The sequence below is a fragment of the Methylobacterium planeticum genome (assembly GCF_008806345.1).
Taxonomy (GTDB): domain Bacteria; phylum Pseudomonadota; class Alphaproteobacteria; order Rhizobiales; family Beijerinckiaceae; genus Methylobacterium; species Methylobacterium planeticum.
Genome location: NZ_VZZJ01000029.1, coordinates 41,831 through 64,280, shown reverse-complemented (window position 1 = coordinate 64,280; position 22,450 = coordinate 41,831). Strand labels below are relative to the sequence as shown.

The window sequence follows — 22,450 nt, the reverse complement described above, 5'->3', positions numbered from 1 at the left end:
CCGGCATCCGGGTCTCGCCCTCGCCCGCCCGCCTCGGCTCAACCCTCATCGATCGCCTCAAGGGCTGAGAGAAAAACGGCGGGACCGCAAGGTCCCGCCGGCTTCCGTTCGGGTCGGCGAGGCTGGGATTAGTACGGGTTTCCGTAGTAGCGCCGGCGCACCGGGCGATAGCTGTCGTCCACCGGCCGCGCGTAGCGCGGGTAGGCCTGGACGTAGGGGTCGAGGCGCGGGTCGCGATAATTGCCGTTGTTGACGCCCGCCGAGCGATCGTTTCCGCTCAGTGCCGCGTAGGGAGACAGGCCGCTTCCGCCGTCTCCGCCTCCGCCGCCGCCCCCGCCGCCGTGTTGCGCCATGGCCGTGCCGGACAGCCCGAGCAGGAGGGCTGCGGCGAGCGAGGCGCGGATCGTGGTTGCACGCATGGTGTTCTCCTCGGTCGACTCAATTCGTCCTGAAGCGAACGGCAGGCCGGGGCCGAGGTTCCTGCGGCCGATCGGGTTCACGATGCCGCAAGGCGCGGGCAGGGTGACGGACCACCGGCATTTCGCGGATGGCGGCCCGCCTCACCAGGGCCAGGGCACCCGCGTGCCGAGATCCGACAGAACCGCACGGTCGAACAGCATGCGGGCGACCGTCAGATCCTGGAGCGCCAGCCCGGTCATGTCGAAGACCGTGATGTCGGAGCCGGACCGGCCCGCCTGCGCCCGGCCGGTCAGCAGGTCGCCGAGCTCCACCGCCGGATGGTCGGGCGCCCACTGGCCCTCGCCGATCCGGCGCGATTGCTCCCGGTCATCCACGAACAGGCACGTCCGTTCGAGCAGTCCGGCCGGCAGCTCCCGCTTGCCCTTCGTGTCGGTGCCGACGCAGGTCAGGTGCGTGCCCGGCCGGACGGCGCCGGCATCGAACAGGGCGCCACCCCCGGGGGTGGCCGTGATCACCACGTCGCTGTCGGCGACCGCTGCGTCGGGATCGCGGGCATGGGACATCGCGCATCGCGCCGCAAACGCGGCCTCGAAGGCGGGTGAGGGCTCACCGCGCGCGGTGACGTAGCGAACACGTCGCAGGGCCGGCATCCGGTCGAGGGCGAAGCGGAGCTGGACCCGGGCCTGGACGCCCGTGCCGAAGAGGCAGAGGCGTGTGCTGTCAGGCCGCGCCAGTTGCAGGAGACCGAGTGCGCCGGCCGCGCCGGTCCGCATCGTGGTGACGGCGTTGCCGTCGATCAGGCAGAGGGGACGTCCCGTCGCGGGGTCGATCAGCAGGATCGTGGCCTGATGCGGCTCGCCGCCGGCCCCCCGGTTGCCGGGCCAGAACCCGGCCGCCTTGAAGCCGAGGAGGCCCTGCGCCGGGACGGTGCCCGCCTTGATTCCGAAGATGCCGCGCTCAAGGGGCTCGCGCACCACCGGGAAGACGCGGCCCTCTCCCTGGCTGTGCAGGATGAAGGCGTCGCGCACGGCCGCCAGCACCGCGTCCGGGTGCAGCAGGGTCTCGACCAGGGCTCCGTCGAGGAGCCGGAGGCTCGCCTCACTTGGCATCGGCGTAGACCGTCGCCCGGGAGACACCGAGATGGGCCGCGATGACCTCCGCGGCGCGCCGCACTTCGAGGCAGCCGGCGCCCTTGAGTTCGCGCAACAGGGCGCGCCGCTCCTCCGCCCGGAGTGCGCGGGGGGTGGTCGCCCGGCCGGCTGCGAAGCGGTCGATGCGGGCGCGGATCGCGTCCGCTCCGGCGGGCTTGAGGGATTCCCGCGCGCCGCCCTGCGCATCGACGCGCGTGAATTGCCCGATCACGCTTTGCAGGTTGTGGAACAGCGTCAGGTCCACGTTCAGGCAGAGAGCCGCGACATAGGTCCCCCGCGCATCCTTGATGCCGATCGAGGTGCTCTTGGCCTGCCGGCCGTCCGCGAAGGCGTTCGGGTAGTTCGTGAGGATCGTCGGATAATCCGGGTCGGCGATGCGGGCGAGGCCGAGTTCCGTCGCCGGCTCGCCGACCGCGCGCGCGGACAGGTTGTTGTGGATAGCCAGGATCGCGTGCTGCGGGTCCGTCAGGTCATGCAGCACCACTTCGCAGAAGGGCGCGAAGGTCTCACCCAGCCCCTGGGCGATCTGCTTCAACTGGTCCATCAGAACCTCCGCCTCGCCGCGCATCTCAGCGCGTCCCCACGCCGTCGTGGCCGCCGGGATCCTGCGGCTGGAGGAGATCCACGACCATCGAGGCCGCCTTCAGCCCGGTCCCCGTGACGATCACCACCGTGGTCTCGCGGGGCGCGATGGTGCCCGCTGCAATCAGCCGGTCGAGGGCGGCGGCTGCGGTCGCGCAGGTCGGCTCCGCGAACAGACCCTGACGGGCGAGGCGCCCGAGGCCCGCGACGATCTCGGCTTCCTCCACCGCCACGGTCCCGCCGCCGCTCTCGCGCAAGGCCGCGATCATCTCGCGGAGCCGGATCGGGTGCCGGATGGCCGTGCCTTCCGCGATGGTCCTGCGCACCTCCCGGGGCACCGGCGTGTCGAGCCCTGCCTGGAAGCTCGCATCGACCGGCGAGCAGTTGAGGGGCTGCGCCGCGAAGAGCCGCGGCAGCCGTGCGATCTGGCCGGCCGCCATCAATTCCCGGAAGCCCATGACGCAGCCGAGCAGGCTGCTCCCGGCGCCAACCGGGATGACGATGTTGTCGGGGACCCGGAAGCCGAGGTCTTCCCAGAGTTCGTAGGCGAGGGATTTCGTCCCTTCGAGGAAGAAGGGCTGCCAATTGTGGCTCGCGTAGAACGTCCGGTCGGATTGACGCATGGCCTCCGCTTCGGATTCCTCGCGCGGTCCCTCGACCAGTTGCACTTCGGCCCCGTAGGCGCGAACCTGCGCGATCTTCGCCGGCGAGGTGTAGGCGGGCGCGAGAATCTTCACCCGAAGGCCGCCGGCGGCGCCGTAGCCAGCGACGGACGAGCCGCCGTTGCCGGAGCTGTCCTCGAGGATCGCCGGGACGCCGAGCTGGCGCAGGGCGGACAGCATCACCGTCGAGCCCCGGTCCTTGAAGCTGCCGGTGGGGCTGAACCATTCGAGCTTGAAGAAGGGGCGATGCGCGTCCCAGCTCTTCTGAACGAGGGGCGTGCAGCCTTCCCCCATCGTGATGGGAGCGGCGATCGGGAGCGGCAGGGAGGCCCGATAGCGCCAGAGGGACCGCGTTCCGCGATCGATGTCGTCCCGGGAGATCCCAGGCCCCGGTGTGATCAGCAGCGGCGTCCGCTCGTCGGAGCACCACCGGGCTACGTCGAGCGGATATCGGGCGCCGTTCCGGGGATCGATGTAGGACGGCTCGGCCATGGCGATCGTCTCCGGACCGGGTTCTTGCGACTCGATCCTGTACGTATCGTCTAATTTTGTATGTTTTGTCTAGATCTTCGGGTTCGGGGCTGTCACCTACGGAAACCTGCACCGAACGGAGCCGCGCTCTGGCCGCGACCCCACTCGGTGGGTCGTGGAAGGATCGCGCTCAGCGATCGATGCCGCCGGGGCCGCCCGCGGTTCCGCCTGTGCCCGGGATCGCGCCCGTCCCGGGAGGCCCGCCTGCGCCGGTTCCGACGCCGCTGCCGCCGGAGCCGAGGGCGGTGCCGGCACCGCCGACCGTGCCCGTCATCGCCCCGACGGAGGGATCCCGGATGTCGTCCCGCGCCGGCGTGCCGTTGCTCTTCCCGCGGCCCGGGCTATTCAGGCTATCCTGTGAACCTACGCCGACCACCGCCTCTCCAGCGGATTGCGCCTGGGCGGCACAGGGAAGCGAGAGGGCGAGCGTGATCGCGAGGGCGAGCGTGGTGTGCATGGGGATCTCCGAAAAGGGCTCGGCAGGGTCCAACGGGAGGATGCCGTGATGGTTCATCCCGTCCGCTGCCCCGGACACGCGTGAGCCGGTCCCGCGCGTCGCCGTGAGCACCCGCATCCTCGATCGCGATCGCTTCGCGAAATGCCGCGCCTTGATGGAGCACGGTGCCACGGCCGGCGAGCGCGACGCGGGTCGCGCGGCGGCGACGCGCGTTGCGGCCGCCGCCGGCCTCTCGCTGGCCGAAGCCCTGGCCCTAGGCGATCCGCAGAGGCGGCCGCCGCCCCATGCCCGGCCGCGCCGCTCCCCCCGAACCCCGCCATCCTATGCCTGGGCACAGCCGAAGCCCCCGCTCGAGCCGATCACCGTCGAGGAGATGCTCCGGCAGAAGGAGGCCGAGGTCGAGCGCAGGAAGCGGGCGTCGTCGCGCGATGCGAAGCACAGGCGCGCAGTCCACGCGGAGCAGGAGCGGGAACTGGACGCCGTCCGGCAGGCCCAGGCCGCCCGCGACCGGGACTGGGCCGAGGGTCGGGCGCGCGGCGCCGAAGCGGGCCGGTCGTCCGATCCCCTCAGGCGACAAGACCCTTCCTGATCCTACGGGACGCGACGGGTTCGACGTGACGACACGCGACCGGATGTCGGTCATCCTGCCGGTCGGCGCGCAGGCTGGCTCCGAGGAGCGGGTTCCTGCCGCCGCTGGAAATCTGCTTCCTGAAGCGCACGGATGCGTTCCGGCTGGCCCGCGCCGCATCGGACACGGGCCGCCGATCGCGATCGTGAGCAGGGACGCAATCGCAGTGCGTTCCGGTGCGGCTGTCCCGGCTGAGATGGGATCGCACCTGTCGCGTCACGCACAGGAACGCGCAACTGCGACGCCGCCTTCGTGGAACGCAAGCGCGTCTCGCCGCTCCCGAGGGCGGGTTCGTTCGAGGTGGTTGTCGTGGGCGGTTAGGCCGAGAGCTGTATTCCGGCTGCCGCAGACCCGCCCCGCGCGCGCAGGGCATCCGGGAGCCGGCGTGTCCGGCGCACGCGCGCCGATGCCCGCATGAAGGTCGAGTAGTTCTCGGCGTCGTCCAGGCTCAGGCCGCTCACGACCGGTTCATGGCCCTGGATCACCGAGTGCGTCCCGTCGCACGCGAGTTTCACGCTGATCTTCGACATGCCGCCGCCTCCCAGAGGGGCGCCCATCACGGCGTTCGAGTGCCGGTCGGCGCCTCAACACCTCAACCGGCGACATTGGGATTGGTTCAGTACGGATCGCCGTCTCAGAGGCAGAACAGAACGCCGGCTCGACGTCCCTCGCGCCAGACGAGCTTGGCGGTGAAGCGCGCGTCGTTCGCCAAGACGAGGTCGAATTTCGACGGAAGCGTCACGACCTCGGTCCCGAGAAATTCCAGCATGGCGCCCGTATCGGACACGTTCCGGATGCAGCAGGGATGCCGCGCGCTGTCCCGCCCGAGGGCGAAGGCCATCAGGGCGGTGGGTGTCCGGTCACTCTCGCGCCGCTCGACGATGTCGATGCGGGGTCTGACAAGAGATGGCATGGGTTCGCTCCCGCAATGCGGATGGTCAGCACTTCCCCCTTTCGCGGAGACTGACAGCGCGGGATTGATCCCGAATTAAGGATCAAAATGAATCAATAGATTACAGGCTTGCGTGGCGACCATGAGCTCGTCGACCGGGCAGTCAACGCAAGTACTAATCCCTGGTCGGCCGCGCCTGCATTATGGCCGCTCGCACGAACGGACGTTTGAGCTGGGTGCCGACTTCGCGGCGATTGACGAAATCGTCCGCGCCCGGATGCCGCCGCACGGCCTTCGCGAGATTGAGCCGGTACCCCTCCTTGAACACGAAGGTCGGACCCATTGCGTTGGTCAAGAAAGCGTTGACGGCCGCATCGACCTCGTCATCGGAGATCAGGTTCAGGCCGCAGAGGGCGGCGGTCGTCAGCGTCTCGGTCATGGGATGACATAGAGGGGGCGTGGCACCGCCGGCAAGGTGGTGGAGCGCGCCCACCTCGTTTCGCAGGGCAGGGGCCGCGGTCCGGGCCCGTGCCGGGTGCGAGCGCGAAGGGCCGGGCCTGTCCCGGTCCGCCCCCGCGATGCGGCACCGGGAGCGGAAGCTCAGGAGCCCTTCTGCTTCAGGACCCAGACGATCATCGCGGCCGGAAACACGCAGCCGATGAGGACGATCAGGAAAAACGCCACCATGAGTCCCGTGCCCCGGTTCGCGCCGCGCATCCGCGGCGCCGGGACTCCGTCCACCAATCGGGCGCGTTCCTCAATCCCGTTTCCGAGCCGCGCCCCCGCCCTGGGCTCGGATCGGACCCTCGGCAGCCCCGCACGCTCTCCCCGTGCCCCACGGAGGACGGCGGCCGAGCCGCCGCGAGATCAGGCCGCCGCGTGGGTCGGGCCGAGGTGACGGCCGAGGAAGTCGCGCATCAGGGGCACGATCTCATCCGCCTTGTCCTCGAGGGCGAAATGCCCCGTATCGAGGAGGTGGATCTCGGCCTCGGGCAGGTCGCGCCGGAACGCCTCCACGCCCGCGGCCGGAAAGATGGTGTCGTTGGCGCCCCAGACGATCAGCGTCGGCGGCTGCTTTGCCCGGAAGAAGGCCTGGATCTCCGGATAGAGCGCAACGTTCGTCCGGTAATCGTAGAACAGGTCGAGCTGGATCTCGGCGTTGCCCGGGCGGTCGAGGAAGGCCTGGTCGACGATCCAGTTCGCGGGATCGATGCGCGCGGTGTCGCGCACGCCGTCGAGGTACTGGAACTTGGTGATTTCCAGGGACACGAGCGGCCGCAGGGCTTCGCGCGCGGTGGCCGAGCCGTCAGCCCAATACGCCTTGATCGGATCCCAGAAGGCCAAGAGCCCATCCTCATACGCGTTGCCATTCTGGATGACGAAAGCCCGCACCCGCTCCGGGTGCAGCAGAGAGAGGCGGAAGCCCACGGGGGCGCCGTAATCCATAACGTAGAGGGCGTAGCGCTCCGCGCCCAACCGTTCGAGGAGGCGGTCGACCAGCGTCGCGTAGGTCGCGAACCCGTACGCGAAGGCGGCGCGATCCGGCATCGCGCTGAGGCCGAAACCCGGGTAATCCGGAGCGATCACCCGATACCGGTCGGCAAGCGCCGGGATAAGGTTGCGAAACATGTGCGAGGAAGTGGGGAAGCCGTGCAGGAGCACGACCACCGGCGCCTCCGCGGCGCCGGCCTCGCGATAGAAGATCTCGATCCCGTCGATCACGGCGGTGCGGTGATGGGTGACGTGGGCCATGGGACTCTCCCGTCTCGGTCGAGACCGGCGGCCTCGCCATCCGGTAGGTACGGCGTTGCATCCGCGCGGTGAATGTGCTCGCCTGGCAAGTCACTCTTTCGCGGATCGGAACAGTCGCGCGGCGGATCGAGGCGATGCACGCCGTGTCACCGGCTTCGGCATCGGCTGCGTCGCCGACCTCGGGTTCGAGCCGTCCGTGGCATGTTGCCCTCGCGCCATGGATGGCGGCGAAGCGGGTCGAGGCAGATGCTTCCGGCCCATGGCCCGATGATGGTCCGCACTGCCCGAATGGCCGAGTTCATGCGCGGACCGCTCGAGGACCGTCCTGGCGGACGCCGAGCCGCCGCCCGCCGTCCATCCCGCTACGTCCGAAGGCCGCCCGCCCGTCCGGACAATCCACGCCTTCGTGGGTTTTGCCGTCTCGTGCGCGTGGAGGCGGCTCGCCGGGCTCGCGATCCCCTGAGTAAGGTGCGGCGCTCAGCTGGCCGATACGCCGCAGACGTCGACCTGGACCACATGTCCTGCCAGCAATGTGCAGATGCATTCCTGCCCCGCCTCGGTCGCGAAGGCGTGGAACAGCCGCTCCTCCAGGGCCGAAAGACCGTCCCCCGGCAGGTCGGCGAGCTCCCGGCGCGTCCGCTCCTCCAGCGAGGGCAGGTCACCCACGACGGTGGCGGCGATGCGCGCCGATTGCGTGAAGACAATGTCGAAGGACATGGTCGCCTCCTCGAATGGTCAAGTTCAAGAACTAGCAGGCCTGAGACGGATTTTGAGGTGGCTCGCGACAATTTTGCGACCTGAGTTCGCTACCGCGCGCATGTCTGCAACCCGTGAGAGCAAATTCCAGGGACCGTTCTCCTCGGCGCGGGCGTGCTTGGGCACCGGTTCGGTGCGAACGGGGATCGGCGGATGCGATCACGAGACCGTTCCGGTCCGCACACGGGGAGCGGCCGCCGCGACCGGCGGCACGGGCGCCTCAATGGTAGGGGTCGGCCGCGTCCCGCAGCCCGTCTCCCAGGAAGTTGTAGGCGAGGACCGTCACGAGCACCGGGACGGTCGGCAGCAGCAGCCAGGGATAGAGCTGCACCGCCGCGAGATTCTGCGCCTCGTTGAGGAGCACGCCCCAGCTCGTCACGGGGGGCCGCAGGCCGAGGCCGAGGAAGGACAGGGCCGTCTCGCCGAGGATCATGGTCGGGATCGCCAGGGTCGCCGAGGCGATGAGGTGACTCATGAAGTTCGGGATCAGGTGGCGCTGGATCACGTGCCGGGGCGAGGCGCCCATCAGCTCGGCGGCGGCGACAAAATCCTCCTCGCGCAGGGCGAGGAGCTTCGAGCGGACCGCGCGGGCGAGCCCCGGCCAGTCGAGAAGTCCGAGGATGAGGGTGATGCCGAAGAAGATCGCCAGCGGGCTCCAGTTCGGCGGGAGCGCCGCCGAGAGGGCGAGCCAGAGGGGCAATTCGGGGACCGAGCGCACGATCTCGATCAGGCGCTGCACGGCGGCGTCGGTGAGGCCGCCGAAATAGCCCGCGATTCCACCGAAGAAGAGCCCGAGCACGAAGGAGATCGCCACGCCCGCGAGCCCGATCACCAGCGAGATGCGGGCGCCGTAGATGATCCGGGACAGGAGATCGCGCCCGAGCTTGTCGGTGCCGAGGAGGAACAGGCTCCCGCCCTCGGGCGGGCAGAGGAGGTGCCGGTCACCCGCGATCAGGCCGAAGTAGTGATAAGGCTCGCCGCGGCAGAGGAAGCGAAGCGGCTGGGGGGCGCTCGTGTCGGCGATATAGCTGCGCTGGAAACTCTCGAGGTCGAAATGCGCCCGGTAGGGATACACGAAGGGCCCGCGGAAGGCTCCCTCGTGGAACAGGTGCACGGCTTGGGGCGGCGCATAGAGCATGTCGCCGTGGCGCTTGTTCTGCTCGTAGGGGGCGAGGAACTCGACGACCGGGATCGTCGCGTACATCGCCGCGAGAATGATCAGGGAGGCGACCGCGAGGCGGTGGCGCAGGAACTTGCGGGCGATGAGGCGCCAGGCGGAGGCCGTGTCCGTCGCCGCGTCGTGCCCGTGGGCCGGCCCCGTCGCCGGATCGAACGGGGCGGTGTCCACGAAGTGACGCCTACCTGCCTCCTGCATCAGCGGGCGCCCATGCGGATGCGCGGGTCGAGCCAGGCCAGCATCAGGTCCGAGATCAGGAGGCCGACGATCGTCAGCACGGCGACGAACATCAGGATGAAGCCCGCCATGAACTGATCCTGCGTCTTCAGCGCTTCGAGGAGCAGCGGACCGACCGTCGGCAGGCTGAGCACGAGGGAGACGAGGACCGAGCCGGAGACGAGGTGCGGCAGCAGGTTGCCGATATCGGCCACGAACGGGTTCAGGGACATCCGGAACGGATATTTGAGGAGGGCCCGCGTCGGGGGAAGTCCCTTGGCCCGGGCCGTCACCGTGTAGGGCTTGGCGAGCTCGTCGAGGAGGTTCGCGCGCATCCGCCGGATCATGGCCGCCGTCCCCCCGAGCCCGATCACCAGGGTCGGCACCACCAGGTGCCCGAGGAGGGAGCGGACCTTGCCGAGGCTCCAGGGCTGCCCCGCATATTCGGCGTCGTAGAGGCCGCCGATGGAGAGCCCGAACCAGCGGTTGGCGTAGAACAGGAGAAGCAGGGCCAGGAGGAAGCCCGGCACCGCGAGGCCGACATAGCCGAGGAGCGTCACGAGGGCGTCGCCGAACGTGCCGCGATGCGTCGCGGAGTAGAGGGCGATCGGGATCGCCACGAGGTGCACGAAGACCACTGCCGCGAGGTTGACCACGAGGGTGAGCCAGAGGGCGTCGCCGACGACCTCGGCCACCGGCCTGTCGTACTCGAAGCTCCAGCCCCAATCGCCCTGGAGCAGCCCCGAGAAGCCGGCCGGTCCCGGCATCAGCCCGATCCAGATCAGGTACTGCTCGATGACGGGCCGGTCGAGGCCGTACTGGCGGATCAGCAGCTCGGCCTTGGCCACGGAGGCCGCCTCGCCCATCGCGCGCAGTTCGGAGATGCGGTTCGTCAGAAAGTCGCCGGGCGGCAGCTTGATGACCAGGAAGACGAGGGCCGAGATCACCAGGAGGCTCGCCGCCATGGTCAGCAGGCGCCGGAGGACGAGGCCGATCATCGGGCGGAGGCCGTCCGCTTGGCGGCCTGATCCCAGAAGAACTCGTCGGGCCGCTGCACGCCGATGAGGGCGGAGGGGTCCCAGCTGTAGAGGGCGCGGCGCGGCACGTTGGCGAGCGCGTTGCCGGCGACGACCGGCTGCAGCGCGCCCGCCACGGTGCCGATCACCCACTGATTCCGGGCGTGGTTCATCAGCATCTCCCGCCAGATTCGGGCCTGCGCGTCCGGATCTCCCGTCGCGGCCCACTGCGCGTTGAGATCGAGGAGCTGCTGCACCTCCGGCACGTCGCAGGGCTCGCCGCTGGCGCCGTGGCTCTCGACGTTGATGCTCCAGCGCGGCCAGGAATAATGGTCGGGCTGGGCCGGGCTCAGCTCCGTCGGCGGCATGATGGCGGTCGGCACCGCGAGGTCGAGGCCTTGCGCCGCCACCATCACGGTCATCCCGGCGACCGAGCGGCGGCGCAGGTTCGTGCGCTCCTGCGGCTTGACCAGGAGCTTGAGGCCGACCTCGCGCCAGAACTCGGTGATCAGGAGGAGCCCGTCGAGGATCATCGAGGCCTCGCCGTCGCTCTCGACCACGATCTCGAGCGGGCGCCCGTCGGCCATCAGCCGGGTGCCGGCGCCATCCCGGCGCACGAGCCCGAGGGCGTCGAGGAGGCGCGAGGCCTCGGCCGGGTCGTAGCCGGCATTCAGGGTGCGGAACTCCGGCACGAAGAGCGGACTCTCCGGCACGATCGTGTCGTTGCCCTCGCTGCCGAGGCCGAACAGCAGGGTGTTGTTCAATGTCCGCCGGTCGATGGCGAGCGACAGCGCCCGCCGGTAGCGGGGCTCCCGGTTGAGGGCGCGCCAGCCCGGGTCGGCCGTGGTCAGGTTCGGGTAGAGGGCGAGTTCGGAGCCGCGGGCCACGGGCCAGAGATGCGTCTTGTAGTCGTGCGCCCGCTCGCCCTCCTTCAGGTTGGGGATGTCCGCCATGGTCAGGCCGCGGAACATCAGGTCCGCCTCGCCCGCGTTGGTCTTGGCGACGAGGAGCCCCTGCGAGGCGACGTCCATGACGATCCGGTCGAGGTAGGGAAGCTGGCAGCCCTCCGTGTCGACCCGGTGGTAATAGGGATTGCGCTCGAAGACGAAGCGGGCCGCGGGCGCGCGGGTGCGCGGGCGCCACGGCTGCAGGGTCGGGGTCTCGGGGTTCGCCATCTCGAACATGTCGTCGAGCCGGTTGTGCAGGGCGGTCCAGCTCCGGAGGCTCTGGGCCTTCGCCAGGGCGGTCGCGGCCTCACGCCCGGCGTAGCGGGGATGGACCGGCTTCAGGACGTGGGCCGGGCGGTAGATCAGCGGATCGCGCGGGGCGGCGAGGTTCGGCAGGAAGCGCGGGTTCGGCCGGTCCCAGATATAGCGGATCGTGCGCGCGTCCGGGATCTCCACGCGGGGTGGACGCCCGTCGACGAGGAAGAAATCCGGCGGTCCGCCCGGACTGAGTTCCTTGTTGTTGGCGACGTCCTCCCAGTAATAGCGGAAATCCTCCGTCGTGAATGGATGCCCGTCCGACCAGCGATGGCCCTCGCGCAGGCGGAAGGTGAGGCTGCCGCCCTCGCTCTCGATCCCCTCCAGCAGGTCGGGCTGCAGCGCCAGCGCCGCATCGTAGCCGACGAGCCGCGTGTAGGCGCAGACCGAGAGGTAGCGCACGTCCCGGGCGCGCGTGATCAGCATCCGCACGGCGCCCCCCGCCTGTCCCGGCCGCCGGCCGCGGCCCGCGAGGTCCACCACGAGCGGCGGACGGGGCAGGCGATCGGCCGCCGGGCCGTCCGGGGCCGCCGCGGCGCGCGCCGGCGCGAAGGGCAGGGCCGGCCCGAGGGCGGCGGTCAATCCCGCGAGAAGTGCGCGGCGCGACAGCTCGGTCATCGTCGCTGAACCTCTTCCTGCTGCCGCGACGCCGCCTCCAGATCGAGCGCCACGTAGGTGAGGCGCGCGGGGGAGTAGCCGGTGGCCCGGTGCAGGTCGTCGAAGGCGTGGCTCCGGGCGATGCAGGCTCCGGCCTCGCGCAGGAGAGCGTCGTCCACGGCCTGCTCGAAGGCGCGCCCGTTGCGCAGCCAGCGGATCGGCTCGCTGCCGCCCGGTGCGGGTGCGGCGTTGCGAACCGCCTCGATCATCGCGATGGTCGGGTGCGCCGGGCCGCCATGGGCGTGGATGCGGTGGCCGGCCGCGTCGTCGTCGAACAGGAGCCGGCCGATGCCGCGCGCCCGCGCCTCGACGACGCGGCGTCCCTGCGCCACGTGGTCGTCGAAGAAGGCGACCGTCGCGGCCGGATCGAGGTCGGACAGGTCGGCTTCGGACCAGTCGCCGCTGCTGTAGCGGGCGGCCCCGTCGCGGTATTGCAGGCCGGACAGGTCGGGATCGAAGCAGCGGATCTCCGCCTCGGGGCAGGCCTGCCGGATCACCCAGGTGGTCAGGCCGCGGAACACGCCGGATTCGATGACGGCCCGGGGCCGCAGCGCCCGCATGACCACGAAGACCTGCAGGGCACCGTTGAAGCCGCTGCCGCCCCGCCGCTGCCGCACGGGGGCCGCGGGTATGCGTTCCCAGAACTCGCGCACGATGTCGGCGACGGTCCCGGGCAGCGTGATCCCGGCCGCCGCAAGGTCGTGCGCGAGGCTGCGGGCGGCTCCCGCGATCAGCGTGTCGACCTCGCGCCGCGACAGGGGCCTGTGCGACCAGTCGGGATTGGCCGGAACGAGGTCGTAGCCGAGCCGGTCGAACAGGGGCGAGAGCACCCGGCGGCGCAGGCGCTCGAGCAGAAGGGGAGGGGGACCCGCCATCACGCCGCTCGCAATGCCTCCGTCCCGCCCATCCGGACCTCGTGACCCGCCTCGATCTCCCGCATCGCGCCGGACTCCGCGGCGGTGAGGCGGAAGGGCTCGGGCCACGCGGTCGGGTCGGAATGCTCGCCGGAGACGGCGGCGAAGTCGAGGGGGTGATCGAGGCTCGGATCGGGCACGGCGGCGAGGAGCGCCCGGGTGTAGGGATGCGCGGGGTTCCGGAACAGGGTGGCCTTCGGCGCCGCTTCCACGATCCGCCCCCGGCACATCACCGAGATCGTGTCGGCCATGTAGTCGATCACCGCGAGGTTGTGGGAGACGATCAGGTAGGTGAGGCCGAGGGCGGCCTGCAGGTCCTTGAGCAGGTTCAGGATCTGGGCTTGGACCGAGACGTCGAGGGCCGAGACCGGCTCGTCGAGGAGAAGCACGCGCGGCTCCAGCGCGAGGGCGCGCGCGATGCCGATGCGCTGGCGCTGCCCGCCCGAGAAGGCGTGCGGGTAGCGCGACAGGCCGCCGGGGTCGAGCCCGACCATCGCCATCAGATCGCGGGTCCGCTGCTGGCGCTCGCGCTTCGGAATCCCGTGGATCCTCATCGGCTCCCCCAGGAGCTCGCCGACCGTCATGCGCGGGTCGAGGGAGGAATAGGGATCCTGGAACACGAACTGCACCGCGCGCCGGTAGGCGAACAGGTCTGCCCCCGAGAGCGCGTGCACGTTGCGCGGGCCCGCCCCGGCATCGAACAGGATCCGGCCCGCGCTCGGCACGACCGCCCGCATCACCATCTTCGACAGGGTGGTCTTGCCCGAGCCCGATTCCCCGACGAGGCCGAGGGTCTGGCCCGCCTTGACGGCGAGGGAGACGTCCGTGACCGCCCGGATCAGCCCGGCCTCGCCGGAGGCCTTGGCCGAGCGCAGGGCGAAGACCTTGCTGACGCCAGCCACCGACAGGATCGGGCCGGGCCGCAGCACGGGCGGCGGCCGCTGCGGGATCGTCACCCGCGCGGGCGTGATCGGCGTCAGGCGCTCGCCGGGCGCCATGTCGAACCGGGGCACGGCCTTGATCAGGGCCCGCAGGTAGGGGTGGCCGGGCCGGCGCAGCACGTCCTCCCGCGAGCCGGCCTCGACGAGGCGCCCCCGGTAGAGCACGGCGACGTCGTGGGCCATGTTGGCGACCACCCCGAGATCGTGGGTGATCAGAAGGATCGACATGCCCGTCTCGGCCTGGAGCCGCCCGAGCAGCGCCAGGATCTGCGCCTGCGTCGTGACGTCGAGGGCGGTGGTCGGCTCGTCCGCCACGAGGAGCGCCGGGCGCATGATCAGCGCCATGGCGATCATCGCGCGCTGGCGCAGACCGCCGGACAGCTCGAACGGATAGGTGTGCAGCGCCCGCTCCGGATCGGGAAACCCGACCCGGGCCAGGGCATCGCGCGTCTGGGCGTCCGCATCGGCCCGGCTCGCGCCGGTATGGACGCGCAGGGCCTCGCCGACCTGATCGCCGATCGTGTGCAGCGGCGACAGGCAGGTCATCGGCTCCTGGAAGATCATCGCGATGCGCCCGCCGCGCAGCTCGCGCATCTGCGGTCCGTCCGCCGGGAGGGCCGTGATCTCGCGGACGGTGCCCGGCTGCTCCGGCTCGGCGAACAGGATGCGCCCGGCGGTGATCGTGGCGGATCGCGGGAGGATGCGCAGGATCGCCTGGGCGGTGACCGACTTGCCGGAGCCGGATTCACCCACAAGGGCGAGGGTCCGGCCCGGAGCGACGTCGAGGGAGAGGCCGTCGAGGGCCCGGAAGTTCTGACGGTCGGTGCGGAAATCGATCGTCAGGTCGCGGATCGACAGGAGCGGGGTCATGCGGGCGCATCCAGGGTCCGGCGCGCGCTCGGCCGCGGGCGCTCTTGATCCTGCCCGAACAGGTTCTGCGGCCCCAGCACCTCGACCGTCGGGTGGGGCGCGAGCACGGCGAGCAGCCCGTCGAGGAAATCCCAGATCTCCGCATCGTGGACGCGGTGATGCGTCAGGAGACCGATCGGCGCACCGGGATGCTCCGCGATCCGGCGGACGAGGCGACCGACGAGCTGGTCGGGATCCCGCAGGCCGCGGGTCCCGCGCCAGTCGACGGGATCGAGATGGATGTCCACCCGGGCGATCTCCGATGCCGCCGCGCCCTCCGCGGCCGAGAGGCCAACGTAGCCGAGGCGCGCCAGAGCGTCTTCCAGATCCGGTGCGAACCGGTTCCAGGGCGGCACGAAGGCCGGCAGCAGGCTCGGCCCGAAGCGCTCCCGGGCGAGGCGCAGCGCCTCGGCCGCGTCGGCGATCAGCGCGGCCGGAGGGCGGTGCGGCCCGAACTCGGCGGGCTTCGCCCCCGGCGGCGCATGGTTCGCGTGGCTGAGGCCGTGCACGGCGATCCGGTGGCGGGGCGCGCCTGCCAGCCGATCGGCCAGGGACGCCTCGGCGAGCGCCGGGATCGCCGCGATCAGGATCGGGACGCGATGGCTCTCCGAGAGGGCCAGCAGGGTATCGAGGGCCGGGGTCCGGGCGATGGCGTCGTCGTCGCGCCACCAGAACGGGACGGTCCGGCCGCGATCGGCCGCGGCGTCGAGGGCGCGGCGCAGGGCATCGCTGCCCAGGCTCGTGCGGGTCCGGTGCGCCCGGCGCCTGGGCGCCGCTTCCGCCGCGAGGGCCTCGATGATCGCGACCGAGCGCGCGGCCCCGTCGAGATCCACTCCGTGGGCTCCGGGCGGCGGCGCGGCGAGCCCGGCGGCCACAGCCTCGAGAAGGGCGGGTGCGCTCAGCGCGGCCTCCGGCAGCACGCGGGCGAGGCCGCGTGCGGCGAGACGCTCCGCACGGGCCCGCTGCTCGGTCTCGCGCCCTGCCTCGAAGGGAACCAGGACGGCGCGGGGGCCCGCAACCAGGAGATCGACGACCGTGTTGTAGCCGGCTTGGCTGACCGAGAGCGCGGCTCCGGAGAGGAGCGCCCGGAAATCGGGGCGGGCCCGCGCGACGGTCCCTTGCGGCAAGCCGGCGCCGAGGGCGGCGAACTCCGCCTCCGGCAGCCGCTGCCCGACGAGGATGCGCCAGCCCCGGTCCGGCGCCAGGCGCGCGGCCTCGGCGGCGGCCCGATAGAGCCCGAGCCCGGCGGCGCTCGACCCACCCGAGACCACGATCCCCGCACGCGGCCCGGATGCGGGCGGGATCGAGGCGCCCTCGTCGATGTAGCCGGTAAAGCGCAGCCGCTCCGACAGCGCGGCATCGACGGGCCAGGACGCGTCGAGGGGCACGAGATCGGCATCGCCGTGGACGAGGACGCCGTCATAGAGCCGCGCGATCCGCTCGTGGGTCGCCGCAACCTTCCCGGCTTGGTCCGGGGTGACCAGCACGTCGCGGATCGAGGCGAGGACGAGGGGAGCCGGCCGGCGCGCCCGCGCCGCCTCGACGAGCGCCAGGAATTCGGCCGCGAGTCCGCGCCGGCCGAAGGGAAACAGTTCGGTGACGACGACGTCGGGCGCGCAGCGCGAAAGGATCTCGACGAGCATCGCCCGCCGCCGCGCCAGGGTCTCGACGCCGATCGGCCGCCCGGTCGGATCGAGGAGCGCCCCGAAATCCGTTCCGAGCACCTGAACGGCCGGTAATTGGACCGTCTCGACGCCGTCGAGCCGGACGAGCGGGACCGGAAGTCCGCCCGAGACCAGCGTCACCCCGTGACCGGCGCGGGCGAGGGCGCGGGCCAGCGCCGCCGAGCGGGTCAGATGGCCGGCGCCGAGAAGATGCGTGACCGCGATCAGGATCCGCAGGCGCATGCGGCCCCCGGCTCGTGAAGGGCAGGGGCGGCGACACCGGGGCCGGCCTGGCCGAAGCGCGCCGCCATCACGTCGATGCCGCGATCGACGGTGAAATCCTGGGTGAGGCGCGCGTAGGCGGACCTCGCCAAGCGCGCGCGCTCCTCCGGGTCGCCCGCGAGGCGGGTGATCGCTGCGGCGAGCGCCGACACGTCCCCCGGCGGGACGAGGAGCCCGTCCGTGCCGTTGCGGATCAACTCGGGCGTGCCGGCGAAATCCGTGGCCAGGATGGGAAGCCCCTGGCTCGCGGCCTCCATCAGCACGTTCGGAAGGCCGTCCCGGTCGCCGGTGGGCGCGCGCTTCGTCGGCAGCACGAACAGGTCGGCCTCGCGCATCGCCGCGATCACGTCGGGCTGCGCCCGGGCGCCGAGGAACGTGACGCGCTCGGACAATCCGGCCGCCCGCACCTGCGCCGTCAGCTCCGCGCGCAGCTCGCCGCCGCCGATCAGCGAGGCGCGCCAGTGCAGGCTCGGCGGCAATCCCGCGAGGGCCGCGATCAGGTCGTCGAACCCCTTCTTGGCGACGAGGCGTCCGACCGTGAGGATCCGGAACGGCTCCGTCTCCCGTGCGCCGTCGCGCGGCGCGCGGGAAGCGGGGGCCGGAAAGCGTCCGAGATCGAGCCCGTGATAGGCGAGGGTCACCGTGCCGGCGCCGCCGCACGCCTCGAGGCGCGCGAGGCCGTCGCGGGTGCAGGTCACGCCCCAGGAGGCCGCCGCCATCTTCTCGGTGAGCTCCCAATCCGGCGTCGTCCAGATGTCCTTGGCATGGGCGGAGAAGCTCCAGCTCCGGCCGGTCAGGAGAGCGGCGTAGCGCGTGACGCTCGCGGGCGTGTGCAGGAAATGGGCGTGCAGATGCCCGACCGCGTCCGGAAGCTCGCGCGCGAGGATCAGGGCCTGCCCGAGCCGCCGTCCGCGGTTCGCCGTCGGGTCGCGGCGCAAGTCCCGCCAGAACACCGAGAGGAGGCGACGGAGGCCCGGCTGGCGCATGGCCCACGCCAGGGCCTTCAGGCCGCGCCAGGGCGCCTGATGGAGGTATTCCGGCAGATAGGCGACGGGCGCCCGCACCGCCGCGTGCATCGGGTGGCGCAGGGCATCCGTCGGCCGGCGCAGGGCCCAGATCTCCAGCGCGAGGCCCCGACGCTCGAGGGCGAGGATCTCCTGCGCGATGAAGGTCTCCGACAGGCGGGGATACCCCTTGACGACGATGCCGATGCGCGCTGCCCCGTTGCTTCGGGCGGATGCCGTCATGAACGCGATCCCGCGCGACGGAGAGCCGCGACGGGAGCCGCCTGCCCGAGGACGCGCGCCCGGATCACCGCGAGCCCGTCGAGGAGGCCCGGCACCACCACCCGCGAGGGGGGCGCCTGCGTCGGCAAGGCCCGCAACGCGGCGGCCATCTGGAGCGGATCGCGTCCGTCCTCTTCGAGGAGCACCTGCGCGAGGCCGAGCGCCTCGGCGGCCCGGGCCCGGATCAACTGCTCGCGGCGCGGCTCCGTGCGGGGCACGAGGATGCTGCGCAGGTCGAAGGAGAGGATCTCGCAGAAGGTGTTGTAGCCGCCCATGGCGACGATCCCCGCCGCCTTCAGCATCAGCACCTCGATCTCGCTGTCGAACGTGATGGCCGCAAGCCTCCCCGTGCGGGCGATCCGCGCCTCGAAATCGTGCCGGATCCGCGGATCGAGAAAGGGCCCGAAGGCGATGAGGGCCGGCAGCGCGATGCCGGGATCCGCCTCGTAGGCCGAGATCACCCAATCGATCAGCCCGGCCCCGTCGCCGCCGCCGCCCGGAGTGACGAGGATGAAGGGCGCACGGGTGAGGTCCGGGTCATGCCGCACGGGGGCGGCGCGCGCCGCCTCGCGCCGGAGGTAGCCGGTATAGTGAAGCCGCGCCTCGATCTCCGGGCCGAGCCCGAGGGCCGCGGCCGGCTCGTGGATGCGGGCGATGCCGTAGACCCAGACCTCGTCGTAGAAGGTCCGCACGGCCTCGGCGCCGCCCTTGCGCTCCCATTCGGGCACAAGGAGCGCCGGGTCGTCGAGGATGTCGCGCAGGCCGAGGATCAGGCGGCAGCCGCGCGCCGCGAGCCGGCGCAAGCTCGGCAGCATCTCCCCGTGGAACCCCGTCGGCTCCTTGTCGATGATCGCGAGGTCCGGGTCGAAGGCCTCCGCCGTCCGCAGGATCATCGCCGTGCGCTCGGCGACCGTCCGGTCGAGCGGGGTGGCGGGATCGAGGCTCGCGTATCCACCGTCCGTGCGCTTCGTGACGCCGGGAAGCCGCACGTAGCTGACGCCCGGCAGGAAGGCGAAGCTGTCGACGACCGGCGAGCCGGAGACGATGAGGATCTGCAGGTCGCGGGAGCACCCCACGAGAGCGTTCGCGATCGCACGGGAGCGGCGCAGATGGCCGAGCCCGAACGTGTCGTGGCTGTAGATGAGGACGCGCCGGACCAGGCGCGGGGCGCCGGATTCCGTGTGCGATGCCTTCGTGACTGACGGCTTTTCCAGAACGGTCATCATCGAGCCCGCGCGCCCGGTCGGCACCCTATATGATACGATGGGTTTTCGCACGCCAGGCTTTGCCATTTCACGGGCAGCGTGCATTTGTCTGTGCGCGGCCGCCCCGACCCGACGGGAGCCCTGCCCACCGAGTTGGCCGGCCGCACGCCACCGCATGGAACCGTTGCGATGAATGAACTCGAACCGAGGTTGTTCGGGTATATCTGGCGTCATTCGAAGCGCGATCAGTTGCTGATCTGCAGTGTTGTTGTCGCGTCACTGCCGTTCTACTTCGCTTCGCTCGACCTGCCCCGCCGCATCGTCAACGACGCCATCATGGGCAAGGCCTTCGCGCATGGCGAGAACACCTCGAGCTTCCTCGAATTCACGATCCATCGCCCGGCCTGGCTCGGGGGCGGTGTGCTCCACGCCTTCGAGGGGTTTCAGGTCAGCCGACTCGACCTGCTGCTCGGTCTCTCGGGCCTGTTCCTCCTCCTCGTCCTGATCAACGGCGCGTTCAAGTACTGGATCAACCTGGCGAAGGGCGCGCTCGGCGAGCGCATGCTGCGGCGGCTGCGCTTCCAGCTCTTCACCTTGATGCTGCGCTTCAAGCCCGAGGCCCTCCGGGAGATCAAGCCGTCCGAGACCGCGACCATCATCAAGGACGAGGTCGAGCCGATCGGCTCCTTCATCGGCGATGCCATCGTGGTCCCGGCCTTCCTCGGCGCGCAGGCGACGACCGCCCTCGCCTTCATCCTGATGCAGAACGTGGTCCTGGGCCTCGCGGCCGCGTCCATCGTCGGTCTGCAGGTCGTCATCATCCCGCGGCTGCGCCGCCAGCTGCTCAAGCTCAACCGCGAGCGGCAACTCGCCTCGCGGATGTTCGCCGGGCGCATCGGCGAGGTGCTCGACGGCATCGAGGCCGTGCGCATCAACGATTCCGGGCGCTGGGAGCAGGCCGAGATCGGCGCCCGGCTCTACAGCCTCTTCAACCTGAGGCTGCAGATCTACAAGCGCAAGTTCATGGTCAAGTACCTGAACAACATGCTGGCGCAGATCACGCCGTTCCTGTTCTACGCGGTCGGCGGCGTCTTCGCGCTGCGCGGCGAGCTCGATGTCGGCCAGCTCGTGGCCGTGCTCGCGGCCTATCGCGACCTTCCCCCGCCCCTGAAGGAGCTGATCGACTGGGATCAGCAGCGCCTCGACGTCGAGGTGAAGTACGAGACCATCGCGGCCCATTTCGCGCCGCAGCGGCTGCGCCAGGCCGATCCCGAGGTGGAGGGCGCGGTGCCGCGCCTCGGCAGCCCCCTGGCGGCCGAGGCCCTGAGCCTGCGCAGCCCTCACGGCGGCAACGCCCAGAGCCTCGGGTCCTTCAGTCTCCCGCTGCCGTCGCGCATCGCCGTCTTCTCGCCCGGCAGCGAGATCCCGCACCTGTTCGCCCGGGTGCTCACGGGCCTCCACACGCCCCAGTCCGGGACGGTCCGGATCGGCGGGCACGACCTCGCGACGCTGCCGCGCGCCGTCCTGTCGCGCCGGATCGCCTATGCGGGTGCGGAGCCGACCCTGTTCGCGGGCACCATCCGCGACAACATCGTGTACGGCCTGCGCCGCCGCCCGGCGGACGGCGTGCCGGTCTCCGGCGCGCGCGAACGGCAGCTCTTCGAGGCGATGGCGACCGGCACCGAGCCCGACAGCCTCTCGGGTGATTGGATCGACCTCGCGATCCCCGGGGTCGCGGACCTCGCCGAACTCGACCGGCGCATCATTGACCTCCTCTCGCAATTCGGCATGAAGGAGGATCTCTACCGCTTCGGATTGTCCGCGCAGAGCAGCTTCCAGACCGAGAGCGACCTTGCCCAGCGCATCATCGCGGCGCGCCACAGCCTGCGGGCCCATCTCGTCGAGCACCGCCTCGGCGACCTCGTGATCCCCTTCGATCGCCGGGTCTACAACGTGCAGGCCTCGGTCGCCGAGAACCTGCTGTTCGGCCTGCCGCGGGTGCCGAGCCTGGTCGGACGCCGCTTGGCCAGCGAGCCGCACCTGCGCGCCGTGCTCGTGCGCCAGGGGCTCCTCGACGATCTCGTCACCATGGGCATCAACATCGCCGGGAACCTGATCGAGATCTTCCGGGATCTGCCGGTCGGCCATCCGCTCTGGCGCCGCTTCTCCATCATCGCCCCCGACGAGCTGCCCGAATTCGAGGAGCGAATCGGCCGGGTGCAGCAGCACCGCTCCCTCCGGCACGCCGACACGGAGGCGTTCCTCGCGCTGGCGCTCTATTATGTCGAGCCGCGCTGGCGCCTCGGCCTGCTCGAACCCGTGATCATGGGCCGGGTCGTCAAGGCCCGCCATGCCGTCGAGGAGGCGCTGAATGCCGATGGCGAGGAGGCGATCGAGCTCTACGACCCGGAGACGATCAACTGCCGCAGCTCGATCATGGACAACCTCCTGTTCGGGCGCATCAACCTCACCAAGGTGCATGCCGAGGCGCAGGTGAACCGGCACATCCACGCGGTCATCGAGGAATTCGGTCTCGAGAGCGACGTGAACCTGCGCGGGCTCGATTTCCGGGTCGGCAACAAGGGGCAGAGCCTCGCTGCCTACCAGCGCATCGTCATCGATCTCGTGCGCTCCCTGGTGCGCCGGCCCGAACTGCTCATCGTCGACGGCGCGATCGAGCGCCTCGAGGGCGCGGGCCTGCACGGCACCGCGCAGGCCCTGTTCGGGTTCGACCCGGACATGACGGTGGTGGCCGTGGTCGAGAGCGAGGCGCAGGCGCAGCGGTTCGACCGGATCCTCCGCCTCGATCCCGGCGGCTCCGTCGCGATCGAGGACCGGACGGGGGTCGCGCGCATCGAGGCCCTGCCGGAGCGGGAACCCCGGCGCGCCTCGGCGGCCGAGTAAGCGCCGGATCGTCCCCGGCCGGGATAGGCCCGCGTCCAAAGCGGGATCGCCCCGGGCGGCGTGCGCCGAACCGGATTTGAGCGACTGCCCGCGCCATCCCCGATGTGCCGGCGAACACCGCGTGTCGGTTCGCGCCCTGCTCAGCTACCATCCGCCTGTTGCGCGCCGCGCGAATCCCGCCGATGG

The 22,450-nt window shown here is 71.0% G+C and carries 20 protein-coding genes; 2 read left to right on the top strand and 18 right to left on the bottom strand.

Annotated elements, in window-relative coordinates; translation table 11 throughout:
• Positions 1–128: 128 nt before the first annotated feature.
• The 5 genes from F6X51_RS23210 to F6X51_RS28140 all read right to left on the bottom strand — a co-directional run bounded on the left by F6X51_RS23210 (position 129) and on the right by F6X51_RS28140 (position 3,803).
• Positions 129–419 carry a hypothetical protein gene (locus F6X51_RS23210; protein ID WP_150966047.1) on the bottom strand — a complete coding sequence of 97 codons (291 nt, stop codon included), beginning with the start codon at positions 417–419 and terminating at the stop codon, positions 129–131.
• Between the two features lie 141 nt (positions 420–560).
• Complete coding sequence (locus F6X51_RS23205; protein ID WP_150966046.1) at positions 561–1,529, bottom strand: ornithine cyclodeaminase family protein; 969 nt, start codon at positions 1,527–1,529, stop codon at positions 561–563.
• Entirely contained in the window at positions 1,519–2,115 is a 597-nt protein-coding gene (locus tag F6X51_RS23200) for a helix-turn-helix transcriptional regulator (protein WP_246696974.1), read from the bottom strand. Before F6X51_RS23200 ends, F6X51_RS23205 begins: the two co-directional genes overlap by 11 nt.
• A 25-nt stretch (positions 2,116–2,140) precedes the next feature.
• Positions 2,141–3,307 carry a threonine synthase gene (locus F6X51_RS23195; protein WP_150966044.1) on the bottom strand — a complete coding sequence of 389 codons (1,167 nt, stop codon included), beginning with the start codon at positions 3,305–3,307 and terminating at the stop codon, positions 2,141–2,143.
• Positions 3,308–3,476: 169 nt separating this feature from the next.
• Positions 3,477–3,803, bottom strand: coding sequence for a hypothetical protein (locus tag F6X51_RS28140; RefSeq protein WP_191970222.1), 327 nt, complete (start codon positions 3,801–3,803; stop codon positions 3,477–3,479).
• A gap of 103 nt (positions 3,804–3,906) precedes the next feature.
• Between F6X51_RS28140 and F6X51_RS23185 the strand changes: the two genes are divergently transcribed.
• Positions 3,907–4,392, top strand: coding sequence for a hypothetical protein (locus F6X51_RS23185; RefSeq protein ID WP_246696973.1), 486 nt, complete (start codon positions 3,907–3,909; stop codon positions 4,390–4,392).
• A gap of 356 nt (positions 4,393–4,748) precedes the next feature.
• Here the strand turns inward: F6X51_RS23185 and F6X51_RS23180 are convergent, their stop codons facing one another.
• The 13 genes from F6X51_RS23180 to F6X51_RS23120 form a co-directional block, all read right to left on the bottom strand.
• Complete coding sequence (locus F6X51_RS23180) at positions 4,749–4,961, bottom strand: hypothetical protein (protein WP_150966043.1); 213 nt, start codon at positions 4,959–4,961, stop codon at positions 4,749–4,751.
• A 104-nt stretch (positions 4,962–5,065) separates the two neighbouring features.
• The gene (locus F6X51_RS23175; protein ID WP_150966042.1) at positions 5,066–5,344 is read right to left on the bottom strand and encodes a PilZ domain-containing protein; all 279 of its coding nucleotides are present in this window, start codon (positions 5,342–5,344) and stop codon (positions 5,066–5,068) included.
• A 154-nt stretch (positions 5,345–5,498) separates the two neighbouring features.
• Positions 5,499–5,762 carry a hypothetical protein gene (locus tag F6X51_RS23170; protein WP_150966041.1) on the bottom strand — a complete coding sequence of 88 codons (264 nt, stop codon included), beginning with the start codon at positions 5,760–5,762 and terminating at the stop codon, positions 5,499–5,501.
• 428 nt (positions 5,763–6,190) lie between these two features.
• Positions 6,191–7,075 (bottom strand): alpha/beta fold hydrolase, encoded by an 885-nt coding sequence (locus F6X51_RS23165; protein ID WP_150966040.1) that lies wholly within the window; start codon positions 7,073–7,075, stop codon positions 6,191–6,193.
• A gap of 477 nt (positions 7,076–7,552) precedes the next feature.
• Positions 7,553–7,792 (bottom strand): hypothetical protein, encoded by a 240-nt coding sequence (locus F6X51_RS23160; RefSeq protein ID WP_150966039.1) that lies wholly within the window; start codon positions 7,790–7,792, stop codon positions 7,553–7,555.
• A gap of 259 nt (positions 7,793–8,051) precedes the next feature.
• Complete coding sequence (locus F6X51_RS23155) at positions 8,052–9,242, bottom strand: ABC transporter permease (RefSeq protein ID WP_407658667.1); 1,191 nt, start codon at positions 9,240–9,242, stop codon at positions 8,052–8,054.
• Complete coding sequence (locus tag F6X51_RS23150) at positions 9,206–10,222, bottom strand: ABC transporter permease (RefSeq protein ID WP_150966037.1); 1,017 nt, start codon at positions 10,220–10,222, stop codon at positions 9,206–9,208. Before F6X51_RS23150 ends, F6X51_RS23155 begins: the two co-directional genes overlap by 37 nt.
• The gene (locus tag F6X51_RS23145; protein ID WP_150966036.1) at positions 10,219–12,120 is read right to left on the bottom strand and encodes an ABC transporter substrate-binding protein; all 1,902 of its coding nucleotides are present in this window, start codon (positions 12,118–12,120) and stop codon (positions 10,219–10,221) included. The genes F6X51_RS23150 and F6X51_RS23145 overlap by 4 nt, the downstream gene beginning before the upstream one ends.
• Positions 12,117–13,034: a hypothetical protein gene (locus F6X51_RS23140; protein ID WP_150966035.1), complete on the bottom strand. Its 918-nt coding sequence runs from the start codon at positions 13,032–13,034 to the stop codon at positions 12,117–12,119. Before F6X51_RS23140 ends, F6X51_RS23145 begins: the two co-directional genes overlap by 4 nt.
• Positions 13,034–14,884, bottom strand: coding sequence for an ABC transporter ATP-binding protein (locus F6X51_RS23135; protein WP_150966034.1), 1,851 nt, complete (start codon positions 14,882–14,884; stop codon positions 13,034–13,036). The genes F6X51_RS23140 and F6X51_RS23135 overlap by 1 nt, the downstream gene beginning before the upstream one ends.
• On the bottom strand, positions 14,881–16,830 hold the full coding sequence (locus F6X51_RS23130; RefSeq protein ID WP_150966033.1) for a glycosyltransferase: 1,950 nt from the start codon (positions 16,828–16,830) through the stop codon (positions 14,881–14,883). The genes F6X51_RS23135 and F6X51_RS23130 overlap by 4 nt, the downstream gene beginning before the upstream one ends.
• Complete coding sequence (locus F6X51_RS23125; RefSeq protein WP_150966032.1) at positions 16,812–18,116, bottom strand: glycosyltransferase family 4 protein; 1,305 nt, start codon at positions 18,114–18,116, stop codon at positions 16,812–16,814. The genes F6X51_RS23130 and F6X51_RS23125 overlap by 19 nt, the downstream gene beginning before the upstream one ends.
• Positions 18,113–19,378 (bottom strand): glycosyltransferase family protein, encoded by a 1,266-nt coding sequence (locus F6X51_RS23120; RefSeq protein WP_246696972.1) that lies wholly within the window; start codon positions 19,376–19,378, stop codon positions 18,113–18,115. Before F6X51_RS23120 ends, F6X51_RS23125 begins: the two co-directional genes overlap by 4 nt.
• A 171-nt stretch (positions 19,379–19,549) precedes the next feature.
• Between F6X51_RS23120 and F6X51_RS23115 the strand changes: the two genes are divergently transcribed.
• Entirely contained in the window at positions 19,550–22,264 is a 2,715-nt protein-coding gene (locus F6X51_RS23115; protein WP_150966031.1) for an ABC transporter ATP-binding protein, read from the top strand.
• Positions 22,265–22,450: the final 186 nt, after the last annotated feature.

Bases quoted from the DNA above. Each gene is read 5' to 3' on its own strand.
- F6X51_RS23160 (WP_150966039.1), bottom strand. From the start codon at position 7,792: ATGTCCTTCGACATTGTCTTCACGCAATCGGCGCGCATCGCCGCCACC.
- F6X51_RS23170 (WP_150966041.1), bottom strand. From the start codon at position 5,762: ATGACCGAGACGCTGACGACCGCCGCCCTCTGCGGCCTGAACCTGATC.
- F6X51_RS23180 (WP_150966043.1), bottom strand. From the start codon at position 4,961: ATGTCGAAGATCAGCGTGAAACTCGCGTGCGACGGGACGCACTCGGTG.
- F6X51_RS23175 (WP_150966042.1), bottom strand. From the start codon at position 5,344: ATGCCATCTCTTGTCAGACCCCGCATCGACATCGTCGAGCGGCGCGAG.
- F6X51_RS23140 (WP_150966035.1), bottom strand. From the start codon at position 13,034: ATGGCGGGTCCCCCTCCCCTTCTGCTCGAGCGCCTGCGCCGCCGGGTG.
- F6X51_RS23120 (WP_246696972.1), bottom strand. From the start codon at position 19,378: ATGACCGTTCTGGAAAAGCCGTCAGTCACGAAGGCATCGCACACGGAA.
- F6X51_RS23115 (WP_150966031.1), top strand. From the start codon at position 19,550: ATGAATGAACTCGAACCGAGGTTGTTCGGGTATATCTGGCGTCATTCG.
- F6X51_RS28140 (WP_191970222.1), bottom strand. From the start codon at position 3,803: ATGCACACCACGCTCGCCCTCGCGATCACGCTCGCCCTCTCGCTTCCC.
- F6X51_RS23125 (WP_150966032.1), bottom strand. From the start codon at position 18,116: ATGACGGCATCCGCCCGAAGCAACGGGGCAGCGCGCATCGGCATCGTC.
- F6X51_RS23165 (WP_150966040.1), bottom strand. From the start codon at position 7,075: ATGGCCCACGTCACCCATCACCGCACCGCCGTGATCGACGGGATCGAG.
- F6X51_RS23200 (WP_246696974.1), bottom strand. From the start codon at position 2,115: ATGGACCAGTTGAAGCAGATCGCCCAGGGGCTGGGTGAGACCTTCGCG.
- F6X51_RS23210 (WP_150966047.1), bottom strand. From the start codon at position 419: ATGCGTGCAACCACGATCCGCGCCTCGCTCGCCGCAGCCCTCCTGCTC.
- F6X51_RS23150 (WP_150966037.1), bottom strand. From the start codon at position 10,222: ATGATCGGCCTCGTCCTCCGGCGCCTGCTGACCATGGCGGCGAGCCTC.
- F6X51_RS23205 (WP_150966046.1), bottom strand. From the start codon at position 1,529: ATGCCAAGTGAGGCGAGCCTCCGGCTCCTCGACGGAGCCCTGGTCGAG.
- F6X51_RS23130 (WP_150966033.1), bottom strand. From the start codon at position 16,830: ATGCGCCTGCGGATCCTGATCGCGGTCACGCATCTTCTCGGCGCCGGC.
- F6X51_RS23135 (WP_150966034.1), bottom strand. From the start codon at position 14,884: ATGACCCCGCTCCTGTCGATCCGCGACCTGACGATCGATTTCCGCACC.
- F6X51_RS23145 (WP_150966036.1), bottom strand. From the start codon at position 12,120: ATGACCGAGCTGTCGCGCCGCGCACTTCTCGCGGGATTGACCGCCGCC.
- F6X51_RS23195 (WP_150966044.1), bottom strand. From the start codon at position 3,307: ATGGCCGAGCCGTCCTACATCGATCCCCGGAACGGCGCCCGATATCCG.